At 60.1% G+C, this 17,469-nt stretch carries 18 protein-coding genes; 15 read left to right on the top strand and 3 right to left on the bottom strand.

Going from position 1 to position 17,469, the window contains the following annotated elements:
• Nucleotides 1-170: 170 nt before the first annotated feature.
• Complete coding sequence (locus BUA94_RS11925; RefSeq protein ID WP_235860542.1) at nucleotides 171-1,787, bottom strand: sulfatase-like hydrolase/transferase; 1,617 nt, start codon at nucleotides 1,785-1,787, stop codon at nucleotides 171-173.
• A 105-nt stretch (nucleotides 1,788-1,892) separates the two neighbouring features.
• Here BUA94_RS11925 and BUA94_RS11920 point away from each other — a divergent pair, with 105 nt between their 5' ends.
• Nucleotides 1,893-2,819, top strand: coding sequence for a lysylphosphatidylglycerol synthase transmembrane domain-containing protein (locus BUA94_RS11920; protein WP_073013285.1), 927 nt, complete (start codon nucleotides 1,893-1,895; stop codon nucleotides 2,817-2,819).
• Here the strand turns inward: BUA94_RS11920 and BUA94_RS11915 are convergent.
• Entirely contained in the window at nucleotides 2,816-3,580 is a 765-nt protein-coding gene (locus BUA94_RS11915) for a CDP-alcohol phosphatidyltransferase family protein (protein ID WP_235860541.1), read from the bottom strand. The two genes, BUA94_RS11920 and BUA94_RS11915, sit on opposite strands and share 4 nt — an antisense overlap.
• 227 nt (nucleotides 3,581-3,807) lie before the next feature.
• Between BUA94_RS11915 and BUA94_RS11910 the strand changes: the two genes are divergently transcribed.
• From BUA94_RS11910 to BUA94_RS11895, 4 genes are read left to right on the top strand one after another with little or no spacing between them, the layout of a single operon-like run.
• Nucleotides 3,808-4,773, top strand: coding sequence for a zinc-dependent alcohol dehydrogenase (locus tag BUA94_RS11910; protein ID WP_073013283.1), 966 nt, complete (start codon nucleotides 3,808-3,810; stop codon nucleotides 4,771-4,773).
• A 38-nt stretch (nucleotides 4,774-4,811) separates the two neighbouring features.
• Complete coding sequence (locus BUA94_RS11905) at nucleotides 4,812-5,210, top strand: 6-pyruvoyl trahydropterin synthase family protein (RefSeq protein WP_073013281.1); 399 nt, start codon at nucleotides 4,812-4,814, stop codon at nucleotides 5,208-5,210.
• Nucleotides 5,207-6,259 (top strand): glycosyltransferase, encoded by a 1,053-nt coding sequence (locus BUA94_RS11900; protein WP_073013279.1) that lies wholly within the window; start codon nucleotides 5,207-5,209, stop codon nucleotides 6,257-6,259. Before BUA94_RS11905 ends, BUA94_RS11900 begins: the two co-directional genes overlap by 4 nt.
• Nucleotides 6,256-7,053: a class I SAM-dependent methyltransferase gene (locus BUA94_RS11895; protein ID WP_073013277.1), complete on the top strand. Its 798-nt coding sequence runs from the start codon at nucleotides 6,256-6,258 to the stop codon at nucleotides 7,051-7,053. The genes BUA94_RS11900 and BUA94_RS11895 overlap by 4 nt, the downstream gene beginning before the upstream one ends.
• 15 nt (nucleotides 7,054-7,068) lie before the next feature.
• Here the strand turns inward: BUA94_RS11895 and BUA94_RS11890 are convergent, their stop codons facing one another.
• Entirely contained in the window at nucleotides 7,069-7,626 is a 558-nt protein-coding gene (locus tag BUA94_RS11890; protein ID WP_235860540.1) for a cytochrome b, read from the bottom strand.
• 453 nt (nucleotides 7,627-8,079) lie between these two features.
• Here BUA94_RS11890 and BUA94_RS11885 point away from each other — a divergent pair, with 453 nt between their 5' ends.
• The 10 genes from BUA94_RS11885 to BUA94_RS11840 all read left to right on the top strand — a co-directional run bounded on the left by BUA94_RS11885 (nucleotide 8,080) and on the right by BUA94_RS11840 (nucleotide 17,469).
• Complete coding sequence (locus BUA94_RS11885) at nucleotides 8,080-8,709, top strand: TetR/AcrR family transcriptional regulator (protein ID WP_073013275.1); 630 nt, start codon at nucleotides 8,080-8,082, stop codon at nucleotides 8,707-8,709.
• Between the two features lie 106 nt (nucleotides 8,710-8,815).
• Nucleotides 8,816-10,051 (top strand): metal-dependent hydrolase family protein, encoded by a 1,236-nt coding sequence (locus tag BUA94_RS11880; protein ID WP_073013854.1) that lies wholly within the window; start codon nucleotides 8,816-8,818, stop codon nucleotides 10,049-10,051.
• A gap of 81 nt (nucleotides 10,052-10,132) precedes the next feature.
• The gene (locus BUA94_RS11875) at nucleotides 10,133-11,356 is read left to right on the top strand and encodes an ABC transporter substrate-binding protein (RefSeq protein ID WP_073013273.1); all 1,224 of its coding nucleotides are present in this window, start codon (nucleotides 10,133-10,135) and stop codon (nucleotides 11,354-11,356) included.
• Nucleotides 11,357-11,491: 135 nt separating this feature from the next.
• Nucleotides 11,492-12,358 carry a branched-chain amino acid ABC transporter permease gene (locus BUA94_RS11870; RefSeq protein WP_073013271.1) on the top strand — a complete coding sequence of 289 codons (867 nt, stop codon included), beginning with the start codon at nucleotides 11,492-11,494 and terminating at the stop codon, nucleotides 12,356-12,358.
• Nucleotide 12,359: 1 nt separating this feature from the next.
• Nucleotides 12,360-13,244, top strand: coding sequence for a branched-chain amino acid ABC transporter permease (locus BUA94_RS11865; RefSeq protein ID WP_073013270.1), 885 nt, complete (start codon nucleotides 12,360-12,362; stop codon nucleotides 13,242-13,244).
• Entirely contained in the window at nucleotides 13,241-14,002 is a 762-nt protein-coding gene (locus BUA94_RS11860) for an ABC transporter ATP-binding protein (RefSeq protein ID WP_073013268.1), read from the top strand. Before BUA94_RS11865 ends, BUA94_RS11860 begins: the two co-directional genes overlap by 4 nt.
• Nucleotides 14,002-14,700 carry an ABC transporter ATP-binding protein gene (locus BUA94_RS11855; protein WP_073013266.1) on the top strand — a complete coding sequence of 233 codons (699 nt, stop codon included), beginning with the start codon at nucleotides 14,002-14,004 and terminating at the stop codon, nucleotides 14,698-14,700. Before BUA94_RS11860 ends, BUA94_RS11855 begins: the two co-directional genes overlap by 1 nt.
• Before the next feature lie 222 nt (nucleotides 14,701-14,922).
• Nucleotides 14,923-15,648 (top strand): GntR family transcriptional regulator, encoded by a 726-nt coding sequence (locus BUA94_RS11850; RefSeq protein ID WP_073013264.1) that lies wholly within the window; start codon nucleotides 14,923-14,925, stop codon nucleotides 15,646-15,648.
• Nucleotides 15,649-15,874: 226 nt separating this feature from the next.
• Entirely contained in the window at nucleotides 15,875-16,936 is a 1,062-nt protein-coding gene (gene dctP / locus BUA94_RS11845; RefSeq protein WP_073013262.1) for a TRAP transporter substrate-binding protein DctP, read from the top strand.
• Between the two features lie 17 nt (nucleotides 16,937-16,953).
• Nucleotides 16,954-17,469: a TRAP transporter small permease subunit gene (locus BUA94_RS11840; protein ID WP_073013260.1), complete on the top strand. Its 516-nt coding sequence runs from the start codon at nucleotides 16,954-16,956 to the stop codon at nucleotides 17,467-17,469.

Below are 17,469 nucleotides of genomic sequence, written 5' to 3'. Positions count from 1 at the left end.
TTACAGATTTAATAATGCGTTAAGCATGTTTTTCTGTTTGTATTAGGTAAAACTATCAAGCATTTTTGAATGTATACTTTATTTATATGGTTTAGGGCGCGCTGAGGGTTTTTGCTGCCTTTGCGGGAGCTTGACTGGCGGTGGGGAGGCGCTTGACCGCTGGAAATCAGCTATTTCTCAGCGGGAGATGGACTTGCGCTGAAGGCCTCGATCAGCGTTTCCCGCAAGCGGTCCATCCGAATTTGCCCGGTCTCGCTGTTGGGAAGCATCCCGGAGGTGAAGTCCCGGTCTTCAAGGCGTCGGATCAGCGCCTTGTCCTTGCTGATGACATGGACCGGAACGTCCCGCGTTGCGTCTGGCCCGGTCACGATGTCTGCTGGTTGATGATCGCCGAGGATGACGAATATCGCATTCTCGCCGAAGTGGCTGACATAGCTGCCCAGCGTCTCCAGGGAGTAGTTGATCGTGCGGATGTAATGGTTCTGGATCTTCTTCTGATCCGACCAGACGGCTTCCGGTGTTTCGCCGGACGTGGCCTGGTCATTGAAGATGGTTCCGTCTCCCACATCTTTCCAGTCAATGAGACGGGCAACAGGTGTCCAGGGAGCGTGGCTGGAAATGAGGGCAATTTCGGCCATCAGGGGACGGTTCTGCGGATCTTCCACGTTGCGCGACAGCCGGTCGAAGGCCGTCAGCGTATATTGATCGGGCATGGTGACCCAGTTGTAGGGCTTGCCCTGATAGTCGAGATCCTTTGCCTGCAAGGTCTGGTCGTAGCCGAAGTAGGTCTGCTCGGGCCAATCCATCGTGATGGCGGGCATGATGGCACTTGTCCGCCAGCCGGCACCGGAAAAAAGCCGGTTCAGACTTGGCCACTGGCTTGCCATCAGCCGGTCATAGCGCGCCTGATTGTCCACCCAGAGGCCGGAGAGCAGTGTTCCATGGGCGAGCCAGCTGAGCCCGGCAACGGTTGGCGAGCCGGACCAGAGGCTTGCGGAAGAAAACCCGGCGTCGGTCAACGTTTGCTCGATGTTCACCAGCCGGGGGGCAATCAAGGGCCGGAAGCCGGGGTTCTCAATGGCGCTGCGGCCATAGGATTCAATGAAGACGAGGACGACGTCCCGCCCTTTGATGGCCTCAAAAAGCCCCGGATTTGGAAGGGCGGGGGCCGTGCTTAATTCCGCTTCGAAAGCCTGAAGATCCCGCGCGGACTGGACGATGCCCGCCACGCGTTTTCCAATTCCCTGCGCGGCTTGAAGCGTTCCTGTGACGGGCAGCTGGCTTTGGGGGGGGAGCAGGGCCAGTCCGCCAATCACTGCTGTGGCAAGTGCAAATCCTGCAAGAAGAATGGTCCTTTGCCGGCCTCGCGCCCGTATCAGGCCGGATTGGGTGCGCCAGATCAGGAATGCAACGCCTGCGCAGGCTGAAAGGGCCAGCATCAGGGCAACGGCTATCTTGAAGAGGCCGAAGGTGGCCGAGAGGAACAGCCAGCCATTCTTCACCAATGTAACGTCAAGATAGAGGTTGAACGGTCGTTGAAAGGCGGTCTGAACTCCGAGATCTGCCAGTTTCAGCAACAGAAGTGCCAGAAGGAGCAGGCTTACCAGGACGGCCAGAGGTTTTGCCGTCTTCTGCGGTAAAAGCAGCAAGGCCAGGGCAGCAAGCGGCACTTCCAGAGGCAGCCGCAGAAACCATGGGCCTGAAAGGCCGGCGGGATAATCAGGCAGGGACAGGATGACGAGTGCGCAGGCGCAGAACAGGACCGCTGAAAGGAGCGCCCGGAGCAAACTCTGCTCTTGATCTCTCTTGCCGCTGCCGGATTTCCGCGTCATGACAGGCATCTTCCGCCTTGGTTTCTGGTAGGGCGGCCAAGCTAAACGAAAGCGCTTGACTTGCCTATCCTCAGCCTCCTGTCGGTTGTTTTCTGCGGTGCCATCCTCGTTCTGGTCCTGGTTCTGGCCGGTCCTGAGGGCATTTGGGCAAGCTTCACGCATGTTTCTTCCGGTCATTTGGCCTGGGGCTTGTTTCTCGTTCAGACGCAGATCTGGCTGTCAGCCTTGCGTTGGCGCTTTACTGCGGCGCGGCTGGGACAGGACCTTCCGTTCAGGCGGGCGCTGGGCGAATATTATGTCAGTTCCGCGCTCAATCTCGTTCTCCCCGGTGGCATGGCGGGCGATGCACTGCGTGCCTATCGTGTTCGGACAAGCCAGCCGGGAGGCTGGAAGCGGCCTGCGTCTGCCGTGCTCCTCGAGCGGGCCTCGGGGCAGCTGGCGTTTTTCCTTCTGGCGGGAAGCGGACTGATTGCGTGGCCATTGTTTCTTGCCGACCGGTTTCCGCAGGAGTTCCGACCGCTGCTGGCCGGTTTCTGGTCTGTCGCCGTGTTGCTGGCGCTGCTTGCTGCGGCGGGTTTCCGATGGGTCCTGCTGCCACGCTACCAATCTGTTGCACATGAGCTTGCGGAAGTGTTCTGGCGCAAGGGGGCATTTCTGATCCAGTTTGGGCTGAGCGCACTGATCGTGGCCTCTTATGCTTTGACATTTCTTCTGGCTTCGGAGGCGGTTGGTGCCCCCTTGCCGGTGCTGGCTGTTGTCACCGCCGTGCCCCTTTGCCTTCTGTCCATGGTGCTGCCGGTCAGTGTTGGCGGATGGGGGACGCGTGAGGCCGCCGCTGCGGCGCTGTGGCCTCTCTTCGGATTGACTGCTGCCCAAGGCGTCTCCGCCAGCCTGCTCTATGGAACGCTGTGCCTGGCGGGGGCTGCGGCTCCCGCTGTTGCAATTGCCGTCTGGAGTTTCGTGCAAGGCAAGGGACGCCGTGCCTAGGCCTTGCCCTTCCATAGCGCCCGGACATCGACGGCGAAGGAGTAAGTGAGCAGGCACAGGGCGCCCGCCGCGATCAGGTTGGAAAAGGGCGGCACAATGAAGGGCAACAGCAGACCGCAGAGCGCGCCGACCTGAACCACGCAAATTAACTGTCTGCGGAAGGACGGGGAGAGGGACCCGCGCAGGCGCGGCAAGAGCATCTGCGCCAGCATAAAGCCATAGCGCATCAGGCCGATGGCCAGAACCCAGAGCCCTGCCTTGCCCAGGATGTAAGCCGCGGCCGAGAGGATCAGAACGAGAAGCGCATCCGTTTCCATGTCGAACCTTGCGCCAAGGACGGAGGATTCCCCGTTCCGCCGGGCGAGATAACCGTCTACGCCGTCAAGCAGCAGGGCGGCTGCGGTGAGTGCCGCAAGGCCCCAGAGAATTTGATCCGAGGTGGCAATGTTATCTGCAAGCAGGATCGTTGCACCGGCCAGGCACACCATGGCGGCGCGAATGGCTGTCACCAGATTTGCAGCCCCCAGTCTGGGATGGGGGTGATGGCGCAGACCACCGAGAACAAGCGCATAAATGCAAAAGAGGGCAGTGGCCGCCGCGACTGGCGCTGCAAGGCCAAGGCCCGGATGAAACCCTGCATAGGCAAAGACGGCGAGGGCTGCGGCAAACACCGCGCCGAGGGTCTTCAGTGCACTTGTCATCAGAGGGGAGGGAATGGCATTCGCGCCTCTGCTTCCCTGCTCCTCCCACATGCTGGACATGGTGATACTCCTTCACGCTCACATCTTGTGAGTGCCTTGCTTACGCGGCAAGGTTCTTTGCAGACCGGTCACAAAAATGTTTTCAAGCTCAGGGGCATATGAACCTCTTCGGCGGTTTGCGGCACTATATGGTAAAAGATTGAAGCCCTTGGGTTTCGGATGATTTGAGATATCCAGCTGAGTTTCGTGCCTTGAACAGACCGCTTTCCAAATCCGGAGCATGTGACGTGACCTCTGCCCGGGCGTTCTGGATTTCCAGGGCAGAGACATCAGAGCTTCGAACAGAGACCCTTGCGCCGCTGAAAGCTGGTCATGTCCGGGTGAAGACGCTCTTCAGCGGCATCAGCCGTGGCACGGAGGCGCTTGTCTTCAAGGGATTGGTGCCGCCAGGCGAGCATGAGCGCATGCGCGGGCCGAACATGGGCGGGTGTTTCTCGTTCCCGGTCAAATATGGATATGCAGCCGTTGGCCGGGTGGAAGAGGGCAGCGCCGATCTGGCCGGGAAGCCGGTCTTTTGCCTTCATCCGCATCAGGACCATTTCGTCGTGCCGGAGGCGGCCGTACGCCCTATCCCTGAAAATGTGCCGGTCGAACGGGCTATCCTCGCAGCGAACATGGAAACGGCCCTGAATATTCTTTGGGATGCGGAAGTACTGCCGGGAGATCGGGTTGCCGTTTTCGGTGCGGGTGTCGTCGGTGCCCTTGTTGCTTTTCTTGCCGCCCGCATTCCTGGAACCGAGACGATCCTGATTGACCCCAACCCGGCCCGCTCCGCTCTAGCAGCAAGTCTCGATCTTTCCTTTGCGCGCCCCGAGCAGGTCAACGGGCCGTTTGACGTGTTGATCAATGCCTCTGCAACCGGTGAAGCCCTGTCACTTGCGATCGAACAGGCCGGTCAGGAGGCACGGGTCGTTGAGGCAAGCTGGTTTGGCGAGGCCCGTGCGTCCCTCTCCTTGGGCGGCGCATTTCACGTGCGCCGTCTGTCGCTGATCAGCTCGCAGGTTGGCAATCTCCCTGCCCGGCAGCGGGCCCGTTGGGACTATTCCCGCCGGATGGATAAGGCCTTGAGCCTGCTGTCCGATCCAAGGCTTGATGCCCTGGTGTCAGGCGAGACCCTGTTTGAGGATCTGCCCGGGGCCTACGGGCGTATCCTCATGGATCCGGCAACGCTGTGTCACCGTATCCGCTACTGACCGATTTTCTATTCCCTCTCTGAGAAAGCTCTTTTTGCATGTTTGCAGTTGAAGTCCGTGACCACATCATGATCGCTCACAGCCTGCCGCGCCCGGTTTTCGGTCCAGCGCAAGGCATGCATGGAGCGACCTTCGTGGTTGATGCCGCGTTTTTCACGAAGGATGTGGATGAGGACGGTCTTGCGGTCGATATCGGTGCAGCGACCGAAGTGCTCGGCGAGGTGCTGAAACCGCTGAACTATCAGAACCTTGATGAAGTCCCGGTCTTTCAGGGCAAGGTCACGACTACGGAAGTCATCGCCAAGCATATCTTTGACCGGCTTGCAGAGGCCGTTCGGGACAAAAAGCTCGGCGAAGGAAGTCACCGGATCTGCCGGCTGAAAGTGACCTTGCACGAATCCCATGCGGCTCGCGGCTGGTATGAGGCGGATCTTTGACCCGCACGCTGAGCTTTGCCTATCCGGGAAATCTGGAGCTGCGCACCGGCGGTTATGGCTATGACCGCCGCGTAATTCAGGGATTGCGCGATCTCGGCTGGCAGGTTGATCTTCTGCCGCTGGGGGAGGGGTTTCCGTTTCCATCCGACGAGACAAGGCAGGATGCGGAGCAGCGTTTGTCCAGCCTTCCCGATGGGGCGCTGGTTTTGGTCGACGGACTTGCCTATGGGGTTCTGGAGCGCTGGGCGGAACGGGAAAAAGGCCGCCTGAAGATCGTGGCTCTCGTCCATCATCCGCTGGCGCTGGAAACCGGGCTTCAGCCTGCACTGGCAGACAAGTTGCGAGGCGGTGAGACCCAGGCGTTGGCGTTCGCCTCAGCGGTGATCGTCACTTCTCCCATGACGGCCAAGGAACTGGACGCGAATTTCGGGGTGCGTCTTGACCAGATCACCATCGCCATTCCGGGAACGGATCCAGCCGCGGCGCCCCGGAGGGACAGGCTTCCGGGTGAGCCTTTGCGGATCCTTTCGGTGGGAACGCTGACGCGCCGCAAGGGGCATGATGTTCTGATCAAGGCCCTGAAGCTTATCGAGGATCTTGCTTGGCAGGCGAGGATCGTTGGCAGCAGGACGCTAGATCCGATCATCGTGGATGAGCTGGATAGGCTGGTGGCTGACCTGGGTCTTGAAGGCCGTGTCAGCCTGCCTGGGGAATGCAGCGACAGCCGGTCGCTGATGGCGGATGCGGATGTTTTCGCTCTGGCCAGCCGGTATGAAGGCTTTGGTATGGTGTTCGCCGAGGCGCTCGTGGACGGCTTGCCAATTGTTGCTTGTAAGGCCGGGGCTGTTCCGGATGTGGTGCCGGAAATGGCGGGGCAGCTGGTGCCCGTGGATGACCCTGCCGCCTTTGCCGATGCACTCCGGGTTCTGATCTGTGATGATGAGGCGCGCTTGCGCTACGAGCAGGGGGCCTTGGCAGCTGGAAAGGGCATGCCCGGCTGGCCAGAAACCGCAAGGCTCATTTCCAACCGGTTGGAGACATTGCGATGAGCGGCTTTGATCCGGGCTGGTTGTTCTTGCGCGAGCCGGCCGATCGCCTTGCGCGAAGCGAGGACCTTGCCCGCGAAGCCGGGAGCTGGCTGGCGGCGCAAGGGAGTGCTTTGGAAGTTCTGGATATCGGTTGTGGCACTGGATCGACCTTGCGCAGTCTCGCGCCGGTGTTTCCGCAGGCAGCACGCTGGATCTTGCTCGACAACGACCCGGCCCTGCTGGAACAGGCGCGGCAATTGGCCGGAGAGACGGTGCATGTTTCCTTTGCCCGTCATGATCTGAATGACATTGCGGGTTTGCCGCTTGAAGGCGTGTCCCTGCTGACGGCCTCCGCCCTGTTTGATCTGTGCTCGGAAGGGTTCTGTGCGCAGCTGGTGAAACGGGCCGCCTCTGAGGGATGCGCTGTCTATGCCGCGCTGAATTATGACGGGGTGATGCGCTGGTCTGTTGCCCATCCTCTGGATCAAGCTGTCCGGGCGGCCTTCAACCGGCATCAGCAGACTGACAAGGGATTTGGCACGGCCCTCGGGCCGGATGCTGCTTCCCGTCTTGCGGTCTTGCTTGAGGCGGAAGGATATCGTGTCCGTCTTGCCGAAAGCCCCTGGGTGATGGGGCCGGGGGAGGCGGACCTTCAGAGAAGCTTTCTGAAGGGGTTCCGGCAGCCACTCATGGAGATTGGCGAGCTGCCGGAGACGGGCATCGATGATTGGCTTTCATTCCGGCTCAAGGCAGTTCATATGCCAGAAAGCCGTTGCGAGGTCGGGCATCTGGATCTTCTGGCCCTGCCGGCCTGACTTCGCTTCCCGGGTTCAAAGGATCCGGTAGAGGGTGGTGTCCCGCTTGATGACGTGATGCATCAGCACGGCGCCGATATGGAGCGCAAAGAGGCCGAGAAGGATCCAGGCGCTCCAGGCATGGATGCCGGACAGGGTCCATGCGATATCCGGCGTCTTTCCAATGGGGCTCCAGACCTCGACAAGCCCGAACCACTTGAGCGGGAAGCCGTGGGCATTGGTGGCCAGAAAGCCGCTGACGGGCATGATGATCAGGAACAGGTAGAGCAGTCCATGGACGGAGTGCGCGGCAATCTGCTCGATCCGGGGACCATCATGCTGTGGCGCCTTGCTCGTCAGTTTCGCGCCAACGCGTAAAAGCATTACCCAGAGCACCAGAAACCCGAGGCTTTCATGGACGAGATAGAAGTCCAGGGTGACTTCCTTCTTGGTGAAACCGATCATGAGGCCGAGTGGCCAGGTGGCGAGCACCAGCGCAGCCACGATCCAGTGCAGAAGTCTGGCGGCAACCGAGTAACGCGGAATGCTGCTGAGGGTGGGGCTCGCAGATGTGTTGTGATCCAGAACGGTCAATTCTCTCTCCCGGTATGAAAGATCAGCAATCAGGTCTGGCTGCAGGTGTCGCGTCGCGGCCAATTTTGCCCTGAAGTGCCTTGATGAGTCTACTCATCCGGTGAGTGACCCTGCCGGGCAGATTGGTTCATTCGAAGGTGGTTTCATCCTCCTTGCGATGGAAAAAGCCTGTCGTTCGTCCGGTAAAATGGTGAGTTTCCTCAGGTCTTTACGTCTTGAATCTGAGGGAGATGCCGCTTGTCGTGTTTTGCCTGATCGCGCAATAATGGCATCAAGTCGTTGATGCGATTACAGGTTTTATTCTCGAAATTTTGTCACCTTTCAAACAAACAAACTTGACTGTTTGTAAATTGGAGTCCTTACTTGAATTACAAACAGGCGTGCTTGTTTTTTAGGCGTTAGAGTGGAGCCGCATATTCTTCTGCCAAAGACAGACGCTGAGGAGGTCATGGGATGGCAAGTTCAAAGAAGCCACGGACGCAGGAGGAGCGGAGTGCGGAAACGCTCGCCCGGATCCGCAGGGCAACCATCGACGTTCTTTATGAGCGCGGGTTCAGCCGGACTTCGACCACCGAGATTGCCAAGGTCGCGGGCCTGTCCCGCGGTGCGATGACCCACCATTTCGCCAGCAAGGAAGAGATCCTTACCGACGCCATTGCGGCGATGCTGGAAGAGGTCAATCAGCGGCTCTTTGCCTTCGCCGAGGAATATGGCGAGCGGGGCGGCACGACGGACGAGATCGTCGACTACATCTGGCAGTTCATGTCCGATCGTCTGTTCTATGTGACCATGGAATACCTGCCGGAAACCCGTCACAACGAGGAGTTCAAGGCGCGTCTGATCCCGGTCGTGCGCCGCTTCCACGAAGGCCTCGATGCCATCTGGTCGGCACTCGCCCGCAAGCGCGGCGTGCCGGAAGACCATGCGCGGATCGTGATGAACACGACCATGTGCATCGTGCGCGGCATGATCGCCCAGACGGTTCTGCGTCAGGACGGAGGCTATTACGCCGACATGCTGGCCTTCTGGAAAAACGAGGTGCGCCGCCAGTTTCCTGCCCCGCAAAAGGAGGGCAGTTCCTGATGGCTTTTTCCCACTCCCAGTCGGCGCGTTGTCCCGGCCCGGGCTTGTCCCTTCGCAGGTCTGAGGAAACAGCCTGCCTCTTCCTTCATTCATCTGGAGTTTGATCGTGTCCGCTTATCTTCTGTCAAATGCCCGTATCGTAGACGGCACCAGCGCCGAACCTTCCGCGCCGGTCGACGTTCTCGTGGAAGGCAACGTCATCCGCGAAGTCGGCGAAGGCCTGAAGTCGTCGGCTGTCGAGACGATCGATCTCAAGGGCAAGACCCTGATGCCGGGGCTGATCGATGCCCATGTGCACGTGGTCGCAAGCCTTGCGGATCTTGGCAAGAACGCCAAGCTGCCGGATGCACTGGTCACCATTCGTGCCTTCAAGCTGATGGGCGAGATGCTCGGCCGTGGCTTCACCACGGTTCGGGACGTTGGCGGTGCCACCCATGCACTGGTTGCTGCCACGGAAGAAGGCATCCTGCCTGCGCCGCGGCTTGTGGTCAGCGGCAAGGCGCTCAGCCAGACCGGTGGGCACTGTGATTTCCGAGGCCCGTTCGATGACCGCTCTGTCGAACAGACCGGTTTCAGCCTGGGTGCTCTCGGCCGCGTGTGCGACGGCGTGCCGGATGTGCGCCGTGCTGCCCGCGAAGAGATCAAGGGCGGTGCCCGTTTCATCAAGATCATGGCCAATGGCGGCGTGGCCTCGCCGACCGATCCGATCCATTTCCTCGGCTTCTCCCGTGAGGAAATCATTGCGGTCGTCGAAGAGGCGCGCAATGCCGGAACCTATGTCTCCGCCCACCTCTACACCGATGAGGCAATCCGCCGTGCGGTTGAATGTGGTGTGCATTCCCTTGAGCACTGCAACCTGATCGAAGCGGAAACTGCTGCCTTTGCCGCTGAGCAGGGCGCCATCGCCGTTCCGACGCTTGTCACCTACGACAAGCTGTCCAGCGAAGGTGCCGAAATGGGCTTCCCGGCAGACTCCGTTGCCAAGATCGACAATGTCCGCCTGAACGGCATGGCGTCTCTCGAGATCATGCGCAACGCAGGTCTTGCCATGGCTTACGGCAGTGATCTTCTCGGCGGCATGCACCGTCACCAGTCGGAAGAATTCGTCATTCGCGGCCGTGTGCTTCCCGCCCAGGAAGTCATCGCCTCCGCAACCTACATCGCGGCCAGGCTGCTGCGCATGGAAGGTCAGATCGGCGTCGTCAAGGAAGGTGCCTTCGCTGATCTGATCGTGGTCGACGGCAATCCGCTGGCCGATCTTTCTCTCCTGACCGGTCAGGGCAAGCATATGCCGATGATCATGAAGGATGGCGCCTTCATCAAGAGAAACTCCCTTTCGTGAACCAGGACGAAGCCCTTCTGGGCTTCGCCCCCTCACTGAAGCGCCGGCGGGCCGGCTAATACAAACCAGAGGAATGGACACATGAAGTTTAATCGTCGTCAGACCCTTGCAGGTCTTACCGCCCTTCTGGGCACGGCTGCCATGCCGCGCCTTTCCTTCGCCCAGGATGCCGGCGTTCTGCGCATCGGCGCCCTGAACCCGATCACCGGTGCCGGCGCTCCCTATGGATCCGGCATGCAGAAGATGATCCTGCAGGCTGCCAAGCTCGTGAATGATGCGGGTGGAGCCGGTGGACGCACGCTCGAAGTCTTCGCCGAAGACACCCAGACCCAGCCGCAGGCTGCCGTTCTGGCTGCCAAGAAGCTGATCGAAGTCAACAAGGTCAATGCCATCCTGGGCACCTGGTCTTCTGGCATTTCGCTCGCCGTCATGCCGCTCACCAATGAAGCCGGCATTCCGCTGTTCAATACTTCTGGCGCTCCGGCTCTGTCCGTTGCTCCGGCCAATGAAAAGCACCTCGGCTACCGGTTCCAGGCAACCAACGACCGCTTTGGCCGTGCCTTTGCGAAGATCGCCGAGAAGGAAGGCTTCAAGCGTCCGGCGACCATGGCGTTCAACAACGCTTCCGGCATTGGCAACACCGAAGGCTTCCGCAAGGCCTGGGAAGCCAATGGCGGCGAAGTCGTGGCTTCCGTTGTCTACGAACCGTCCCAGCCGAGCTACCGTGCAGAATTGCAGAAGGTTCTGGATGCCAAGCCGGATGTGATCATCATGGGCTCCTATCTGGCCGACACCACGGTCATTCTGCGCGAATGGTACCAGACCGGCGAAGAGAACAAGTGGATCATCCCGGCCTGGGCTGCCAATCCGAAGCTCGCCGAAGCTCTTGGCCCGGACGTTGTCGAAGGCATCATCGCGGTCGACAGCATCTCCAACGAAGGCTCGCCTGCCTTTGCCGCCTATGACGCAGCCTATCAGGAGGCTCTCGGTCAGCCGGGTCTTTCCAACGTCTATGCCGCAATGACCTGGGACATGGTCATCGTTCTGGCTCTGGCCATGGAAGCAGCCGGCCCGGGTGCGGACATTGCCGCCATTACTGCCAAGCTGCATGAAGTGGCAGGCCCGGACGGCACCAAGGTCAGCACCTTCGCGGAAGGCAAGGAAGCGCTGAAGAGCGGCCCGATCAACTATGAAGGCGCGTCGTCCGTCCTCGACTTCGATGAGTTCGGCGACGTGACCCCGGACTTCAGTGCCTCCGTGTTCACTGGTGGTGAAGCCAAGCGGAACTACATCGTCAAGATCTGACGACATGTGCCGGGGCCTTCGGGTCCCGGCATTACACCCGCACGGGAGGTGCGAAAGGGCATTGTCCGGCAGGCTCTTTCGCCTTTCAGCCGGCCGTCCGCCGACCAACAGTCAGAAGATATCCGAGCAAACTCAATGACAGGCTTTGCAGAACTACTCTTTTCCGGATTGATGTCCGGACTCATCATCGGCCTGGCGGGGCTTGCGGTTACGCTGGTCTTTGGAATTGCCCGGTTTTCCAATGCGGCAACAGGCGACACCATGACACTTGGCGCCTATGGCGCTCTGGTTGGCAGTGCCTTTACCGGATCGGTCATTCTTGGCAGCCTGATCGGGCTTGCGGCAGGGGCTCTGGCCTCGGTCGTGTCCTATCTTCTGGTCTTCCGGCCGCTGCAGGGCCGTTCGCCGATCTCGTCGCTGCTGGCGTCCATCGGTCTGGCCTTCTTCATCCGGGCGATCATCGGTCTGGTCTTCGGACATGACCAGAATGTCTTCCAGCTCGATATTGTCCGCCCGATCAAGTTTGCAGGCATCCGTATCCAGCCGAATGATCTGAAGTTCGCGGCTGTGGCGATCTCGACGCTCGCCGTTGTCTTCATCATCCTGCACCTGACACCGATCGGACGGCGGATGCGGGCGGTTGCCGACAATCCGCTGCTGGCCAAGGTCTCGGGCATTTCCCCGCGTCCCGTCATGCTGGCGCTTTGGTCCATCGCGGGGGCTGTCTCTGCCATTGCCGGCATCATTCTGGGCATGAAGACGGTGGTCTCTCCGGAAAGCGGCTGGGAAATGCTGCTGCCTGCCTTTGCCGCTGCCGTTCTCGGCGGGATCGGTCATCCAATCGGAGCCATCGTCGGCGGTCTGCTGATCGGGGTCGCACAGGAGTTGGCAACGCCGTTTGTCGGCTTCACTTACAAGATCGCTGTCTCATTCATCGTGCTTCTCCTGGTGCTGCTGATCCGGCCGAAGGGGTTGTTCGGACGTTCGGAAGGGGTGCGCTGATATGGAAGCCTATCTGATTGCCATCGGCATCTTCGCCGGGATCTATCTCCTTCTCGCTCTCGGGCTAAATCTCCAGTTCGGCATGACCGGGCTGATCAACTTCGGCCATGTCGGCTTCTTCTGTATCGGCGCCTACACCAGCGCGCTGCTGGCCACCAATGGGGTTCCGGTTGCCTTGTCTCTGGCAGCCGGTGGATTTGCCGCCATGCTTGCGGCCTGGCCTCTCGGGGTGGTGAGCATCCGCTTGCGGGAGGACTATTTCGCGATTGCCTCGCTCGGCTTTTCCGAGATCGTCCGGCTTGTGGTGACGTCCGAAGGCTGGCTGACCAAGGGCGTGCAGGGCATTCCCGGCATTCCGCGGATCTTCCCGGGCGTGTCCAGCCAGATGCAGAGCATGCTGATGTTCGGCCTCGTGATGGTCCTTTGTCTTCTCGCCATCCTTGCCATGCGCCGCATCGTCAAGTCGCCGTTCGGCCGGATGATCGAGGCCATCCGCGACAATGAGGAAGCTGTCCGCTCCCTCGGCAAGGAGCCGGCAGGCTTCAAGATGCAGGTGCTGCTGCTCGGCTCGCTGCTCGCAGGTGTGGCTGGCGGTCTCTATGCCCATTACATCGGCTATATCTCGCCGGATCAGTTCATCCCCTTCATCACCTTCCAGATCTGGATGGCGATCATCATGGGCGGGGTGGGGCGCATTTCCGGGACGGTCGCGGGCGTGATCATTCTGATGACCTTCCTTGAAGGTTCGCGGTTCCTGCGGGACGTGGCACCCTTCATTCCGGAAGTGGCCATGGCGAGTATCCGTCTCGGCGTGATCGGTCTCGCGCTCATGCTCTTCACGATCTACCGGCCTCAGGGCCTGATGGGAGATTACACGAAGCGATGACCCTCGAAATCAAGAACATGACGAAAGCCTATGGTGGGCTCCGGGTGGTCGATGATGTGTCGATCACCATGGAAGACAATGACATCATCGGCGTGATCGGTCCCAATGGCGCGGGCAAGTCCACGCTGTTCTCGCTGGTTACCGGCTTTCTGGACGGCAACAGCGGCAGCGTGACCTTCCAGGGCAAGGAACTGGGCGCGGCTTCGGCAACGGTCCGGGCCCAAGCCGGTCTGGTGCGCACCTTCCAGGTGCCGCGCGAGTTCAGCCACATGACCGTTCGAGAGAACCTCATGGCCGCTGTTCCCGATCAGCTGGGCGAGAACCTGCTCAACACCTTCTTCCGGCCGGGCCAGGTGGCGCGTCAGGAAGTGGAAAGCGCTGCCAAGGTGGAAGAGACCATCGCTTTTCTGAAGCTTAGCGCTGTGGCGGATGTGCCCTCCGGCAGTCTCTCCGGCGGGCAGAAGAAGCTGCTGGAGCTGGGCCGTGCGCTGATGACCGGTGCAAAGCTGATCATGCTGGACGAACCATTTGCCGGTGTGAACCCGGTTCTGATTGGCGAGCTCTCCGAAAAGATCCGGGAGCTGAATGCCCGGGGCATCGGTTTCCTGATCATCGAGCATGACCTGGGTGCGCTCAGCAAGCTGGTTCACAAGATGTATGTGATGGACCGGGGACGTCTGATCTCCTCGGGCGATCCTGCAGCGGTTCTGTCTGATCCGGTGGTTCGCGAAGCTTATATCGGTGGGGGTGTCACCTGATGCTCAAGATTGAAAACATGACCGGCGGCTATGGCGAGGTCGACATCCTCAAGGGGATCGACCTGACTCTTGAGGCCGGTGAGATCCTGACTGTTGCGGGCACCAATGGCGCGGGCAAGTCGACCCTGGCCAAGGCTGTGGTCGGACTGCTTCCCCGAGTTGGGGGCAGGGTGCTTCTGTCCGGTGAGGACATCACCAAAGTCCCGGCCGAACGCCGCGCCCGGACGGGCATCGGCTATGTGCCACAGACAGCGAATGTCTTCAGCAGCCTGACGATTGTCGAGAACCTGGAAGTGGTTGAAGGGGTGAAGGACAGGAAGGCCCGCATGGCCGAAATGTTCGATCTCTTTCCGGCTCTTGCGGGTCGCCGCCGCTCCCGCGCCGGCAGCCTGTCGGGCGGTGAACGGCAGCAGCTGGCCTTTGCCCGTGCCCTGATGACCAAGCCTCCGGTGATCGTTCTGGATGAGCCGACGGCAGCCTTGTCCCCGATCATGGCGGACGAGAGCTTCAGCCGGATCAAGGCGCTGGCCGGAACCGGCACCGCCGTGCTCTTGATCGAGCAGCGGGCACGTCAGGCTCTGGAGATCTCCCACCGGGGCGCGATCATGGATGGCGGCAAGGTGGCGCTTGAGGGAGAGGCCAGGACACTGCTGGCCGACGAGCGGGCAGCCGAGCTCTATCTCGGTGTTGGTCACTGACCCTTTGAACCTGCTGGACTGACTTCTGGCTGCGCCGTCCCATCCGGGATGGCGCAGTTTTTCTTTATATTGCTTGTCTGCCGCGTCCTGCTGCTCAATTGCCGGGCTTGTTGCAAAGCAAACTGTGATCTTTTGCCACTCTGGTCTGTTAAGGCGTCGACAGAGCGGAAATTCCTTGCTCTGGTCTTTGGTCAAGGAACTTCCGGCAATTGGACATGAGCAATGGACGCGGACAGCAAGGGCAATGCGGTGGAGGCTGCAGGGGCAAAACCCCGGCGCGGGCATGGTGTTTCGACCGCTTACGACACCTTGAAGCAGGAAATTCTGGAGCTGAAGCTGCGTCCGGGCAGTCCGGTGGATGAGACCGAGCTTTCAACCCGGTTCGGCATGTCCCGCACGCCGATCCGCGAGGCTCTGATCAAGCTTGCCAATGATGGTCTCGTCGTCACCTTGCCAAACAGGTCGACGATTGTTGCCCCGCTGGATTTCCTTGAACTTCCCAGCTTCTATGATGCCCTGACCCTGATGTACCGGGTGACCACCCGTCTGGCGGCCCAGAACAGGACGGACGCGGAAGTGGTCCGGATCCGGAAGTTCCAGACGGATTATGCCGAAGCGGTGGCGGCGAAGGATGTCTCCCGGATGATCGAGGTCAACCGGCACTTCCATTCGATGATCGCCCGGGCGGGCAAGAACCGGTACTACATTGAGCTCTTCGACCGGCTGCTCGATGAAGGGCGCAGGCTGCTGCGTTTCTACTATTCCTCCTTCAACGACGAACTGCCCCAGGTCTATCTGGACGAGCACGAGAAGATGGTCTGCGCCATCGAGGCGCGGGATGTAGAGACGGCAGACCGGATCGCCAAGCAGCACGCGGACCAGATCGTCCGGCAGATCCAGAGCTACATCGTCGACGACCGCAGGCTGAACGGCGACATCGCTTTCTAGGGCGCGCCGATCTTTTTCACAGCAGGGAACCTGGGAATCCGGCTCATTCCAATGGGTTGGATGAGGGGGCCTTTTGTTGGTCCTCGTTTTTGTATTTTATGTGTCGACAAGAAATATATTTTGCCGTAGCGTGCCCTCAATACGAAGTTCCGGCGGCTTGAGAAGGCGAACGGAACCCTTTCCAGACTGAGGGCGCAGCGCCCTGTGCATCAACAGGAGACTTGTGATGTTTGATCGTTTGAAAGCTTGGGGACTTGCGGTCTCCCTGCTGGCCGTGACGGCGCCGGCAATGGCGCAGGAAATTACCTGGCAGGTTCCGACTTCGGTTCCGGAAGGCTCGCCCTTCTATGTGAACTTCCTTGAGCGTTTCGCTGACAACGTGAAGCTGATGACCAGCGGCCGCGTCGAGATCGAGCCTTTCGGGGCCGGCGTGCTGGTTCCTGCGCTGCAGGTCTATGACGGCGTCAAGGACGGTGTCATTCAGGCAGGTCACTCCACCCCGAGCTACCGGGTGAACCAGGATCCGGAAAACGCGATCTTCGCGGGCTTCCCGGGCGGTATGGGTCCTGAGGCCTTCATCACCTGGATCTATGAGGATGGCGGCAAGGAAGCCCTTTACGACTTCCGCGCCAAGGAAGGCTTCAAGAGCCTTGTCGTCGGCATCGGTTCCTCCGAAATCATGGCGCATTCCAACGTGCCGGTGACCAAGGCCGAGGACCTCAAGGGCCTCAAGTACCGCACGTCCGGCCCATGGGCTGAAGTGATGAAGGAATATTTCGGTGCTGTGCCGACCGTCGTGCCGCCGGGGGAAATCTACACCCTGCTGCAGCGCAAGGGCGTTGACCTGATCGAGTGGGGCCCGCCCTCCGCAAACCTGCCGGAAGGCTTCCATGAAGCTGCCAAGTACATCATCGTTCCGGGCGTCCACCAGCCGACCTTCCTGTGGGAAGTGGTTCTGAAGCAGGAAACCTGGGATGCTGTGCCGGACGACCTGAAGCCCTTGATCGAAAAGGCAGCCGAAGTGACGACCATGGAAGGCCTGATCCACTTCTACAGCGCCGACGTGAAGGCTCTCGAGACCTATCGCAAGGGCAAGAACGAGATCATCACGCTGGAGCCGGAGTTCATCAAGCAGCTTTCCGACGCCGGCAAGGACTGGATCTCCAAGAAGGCCGAAGCCCAGAAGGCGGAAGGCAAGCCGGAAATGGCGGATCTTCTGGCCAACTACATGGCTTTCATGGACAGCTGGTCCTCTGAAAGCAGCTACCTCATCCGCAACGGCAAGTGATGGGAAGGGGGATCGGGATGACGGGTCTTTTCAACGCGATCGATATGATTTCAAAAATCCTGTCGCGCATTGCGGAGGCTGTGACGCTCGTCCTGGTCGCCTCCATGATCTACGAAGTGGCGGCGCGTTATGTCTTTAACGCGCCGACCATCTGGGCCTTCGATATCTCCTACATGTGTACCGGCACGCTGTTCGTGCTGGGGGCTGCCTATGCACTGCGCGAAGATGCTCATGTGCGGATTGATTTCCTTGCTCAGAAAATGCCTCTCCGTCTTCGCGAATGGATCGAGGGATTGGTGTTCGTGTGCCTGCTGACTCCGATCTATGGCGGTCTTGCCTGGTTCGCGATCAAGCGCGCGTGGCGGGCGTTCGAGACCTCCGAGGTCGAGATGGTCAGCCCCTGGGCGCCGCTTGTCTGGCCCTTCTACGGCCTTTTGGCTCTTGGTCTGACGGCATTGACCCTTCAACTGGCGGTGCAGGGGCTGCGTGCCTTTGCCGGTGCGCCCAATGGCAGCTTCGAGCTGAAGGCCTGA

Origin of the sequence: Roseibium suaedae (genome assembly GCF_900142725.1) — a bacterium.
Taxonomy (GTDB): Bacteria; Pseudomonadota; Alphaproteobacteria; order Rhizobiales; family Stappiaceae; genus Roseibium; species Roseibium suaedae.
This window is presented reverse-complemented; position numbering and strand designations above follow the sequence as displayed.

Excerpts from the sequence above, each read along its gene's own strand:
- BUA94_RS11915 (WP_235860541.1), bottom strand. The coding sequence starts at position 3,580 with ATGTCCAGCATGTGGGAGGAGCAGGGAAGCAGAGGCGCGAATGCCATT.
- BUA94_RS11905 (WP_073013281.1), top strand. The coding sequence starts at position 4,812 with ATGTTTGCAGTTGAAGTCCGTGACCACATCATGATCGCTCACAGCCTG.
- BUA94_RS11895 (WP_073013277.1), top strand. The coding sequence starts at position 6,256 with ATGAGCGGCTTTGATCCGGGCTGGTTGTTCTTGCGCGAGCCGGCCGAT.
- BUA94_RS11885 (WP_073013275.1), top strand. The coding sequence starts at position 8,080 with ATGGCAAGTTCAAAGAAGCCACGGACGCAGGAGGAGCGGAGTGCGGAA.
- BUA94_RS11875 (WP_073013273.1), top strand. The coding sequence starts at position 10,133 with ATGAAGTTTAATCGTCGTCAGACCCTTGCAGGTCTTACCGCCCTTCTG.
- BUA94_RS11870 (WP_073013271.1), top strand. The coding sequence starts at position 11,492 with ATGACAGGCTTTGCAGAACTACTCTTTTCCGGATTGATGTCCGGACTC.
- BUA94_RS11865 (WP_073013270.1), top strand. The coding sequence starts at position 12,360 with ATGGAAGCCTATCTGATTGCCATCGGCATCTTCGCCGGGATCTATCTC.
- BUA94_RS11860 (WP_073013268.1), top strand. The coding sequence starts at position 13,241 with ATGACCCTCGAAATCAAGAACATGACGAAAGCCTATGGTGGGCTCCGG.
- BUA94_RS11855 (WP_073013266.1), top strand. The coding sequence starts at position 14,002 with ATGCTCAAGATTGAAAACATGACCGGCGGCTATGGCGAGGTCGACATC.
- BUA94_RS11850 (WP_073013264.1), top strand. The coding sequence starts at position 14,923 with ATGGACGCGGACAGCAAGGGCAATGCGGTGGAGGCTGCAGGGGCAAAA.
- dctP (WP_073013262.1), top strand. The coding sequence starts at position 15,875 with ATGTTTGATCGTTTGAAAGCTTGGGGACTTGCGGTCTCCCTGCTGGCC.
- BUA94_RS11840 (WP_073013260.1), top strand. The coding sequence starts at position 16,954 with ATGACGGGTCTTTTCAACGCGATCGATATGATTTCAAAAATCCTGTCG.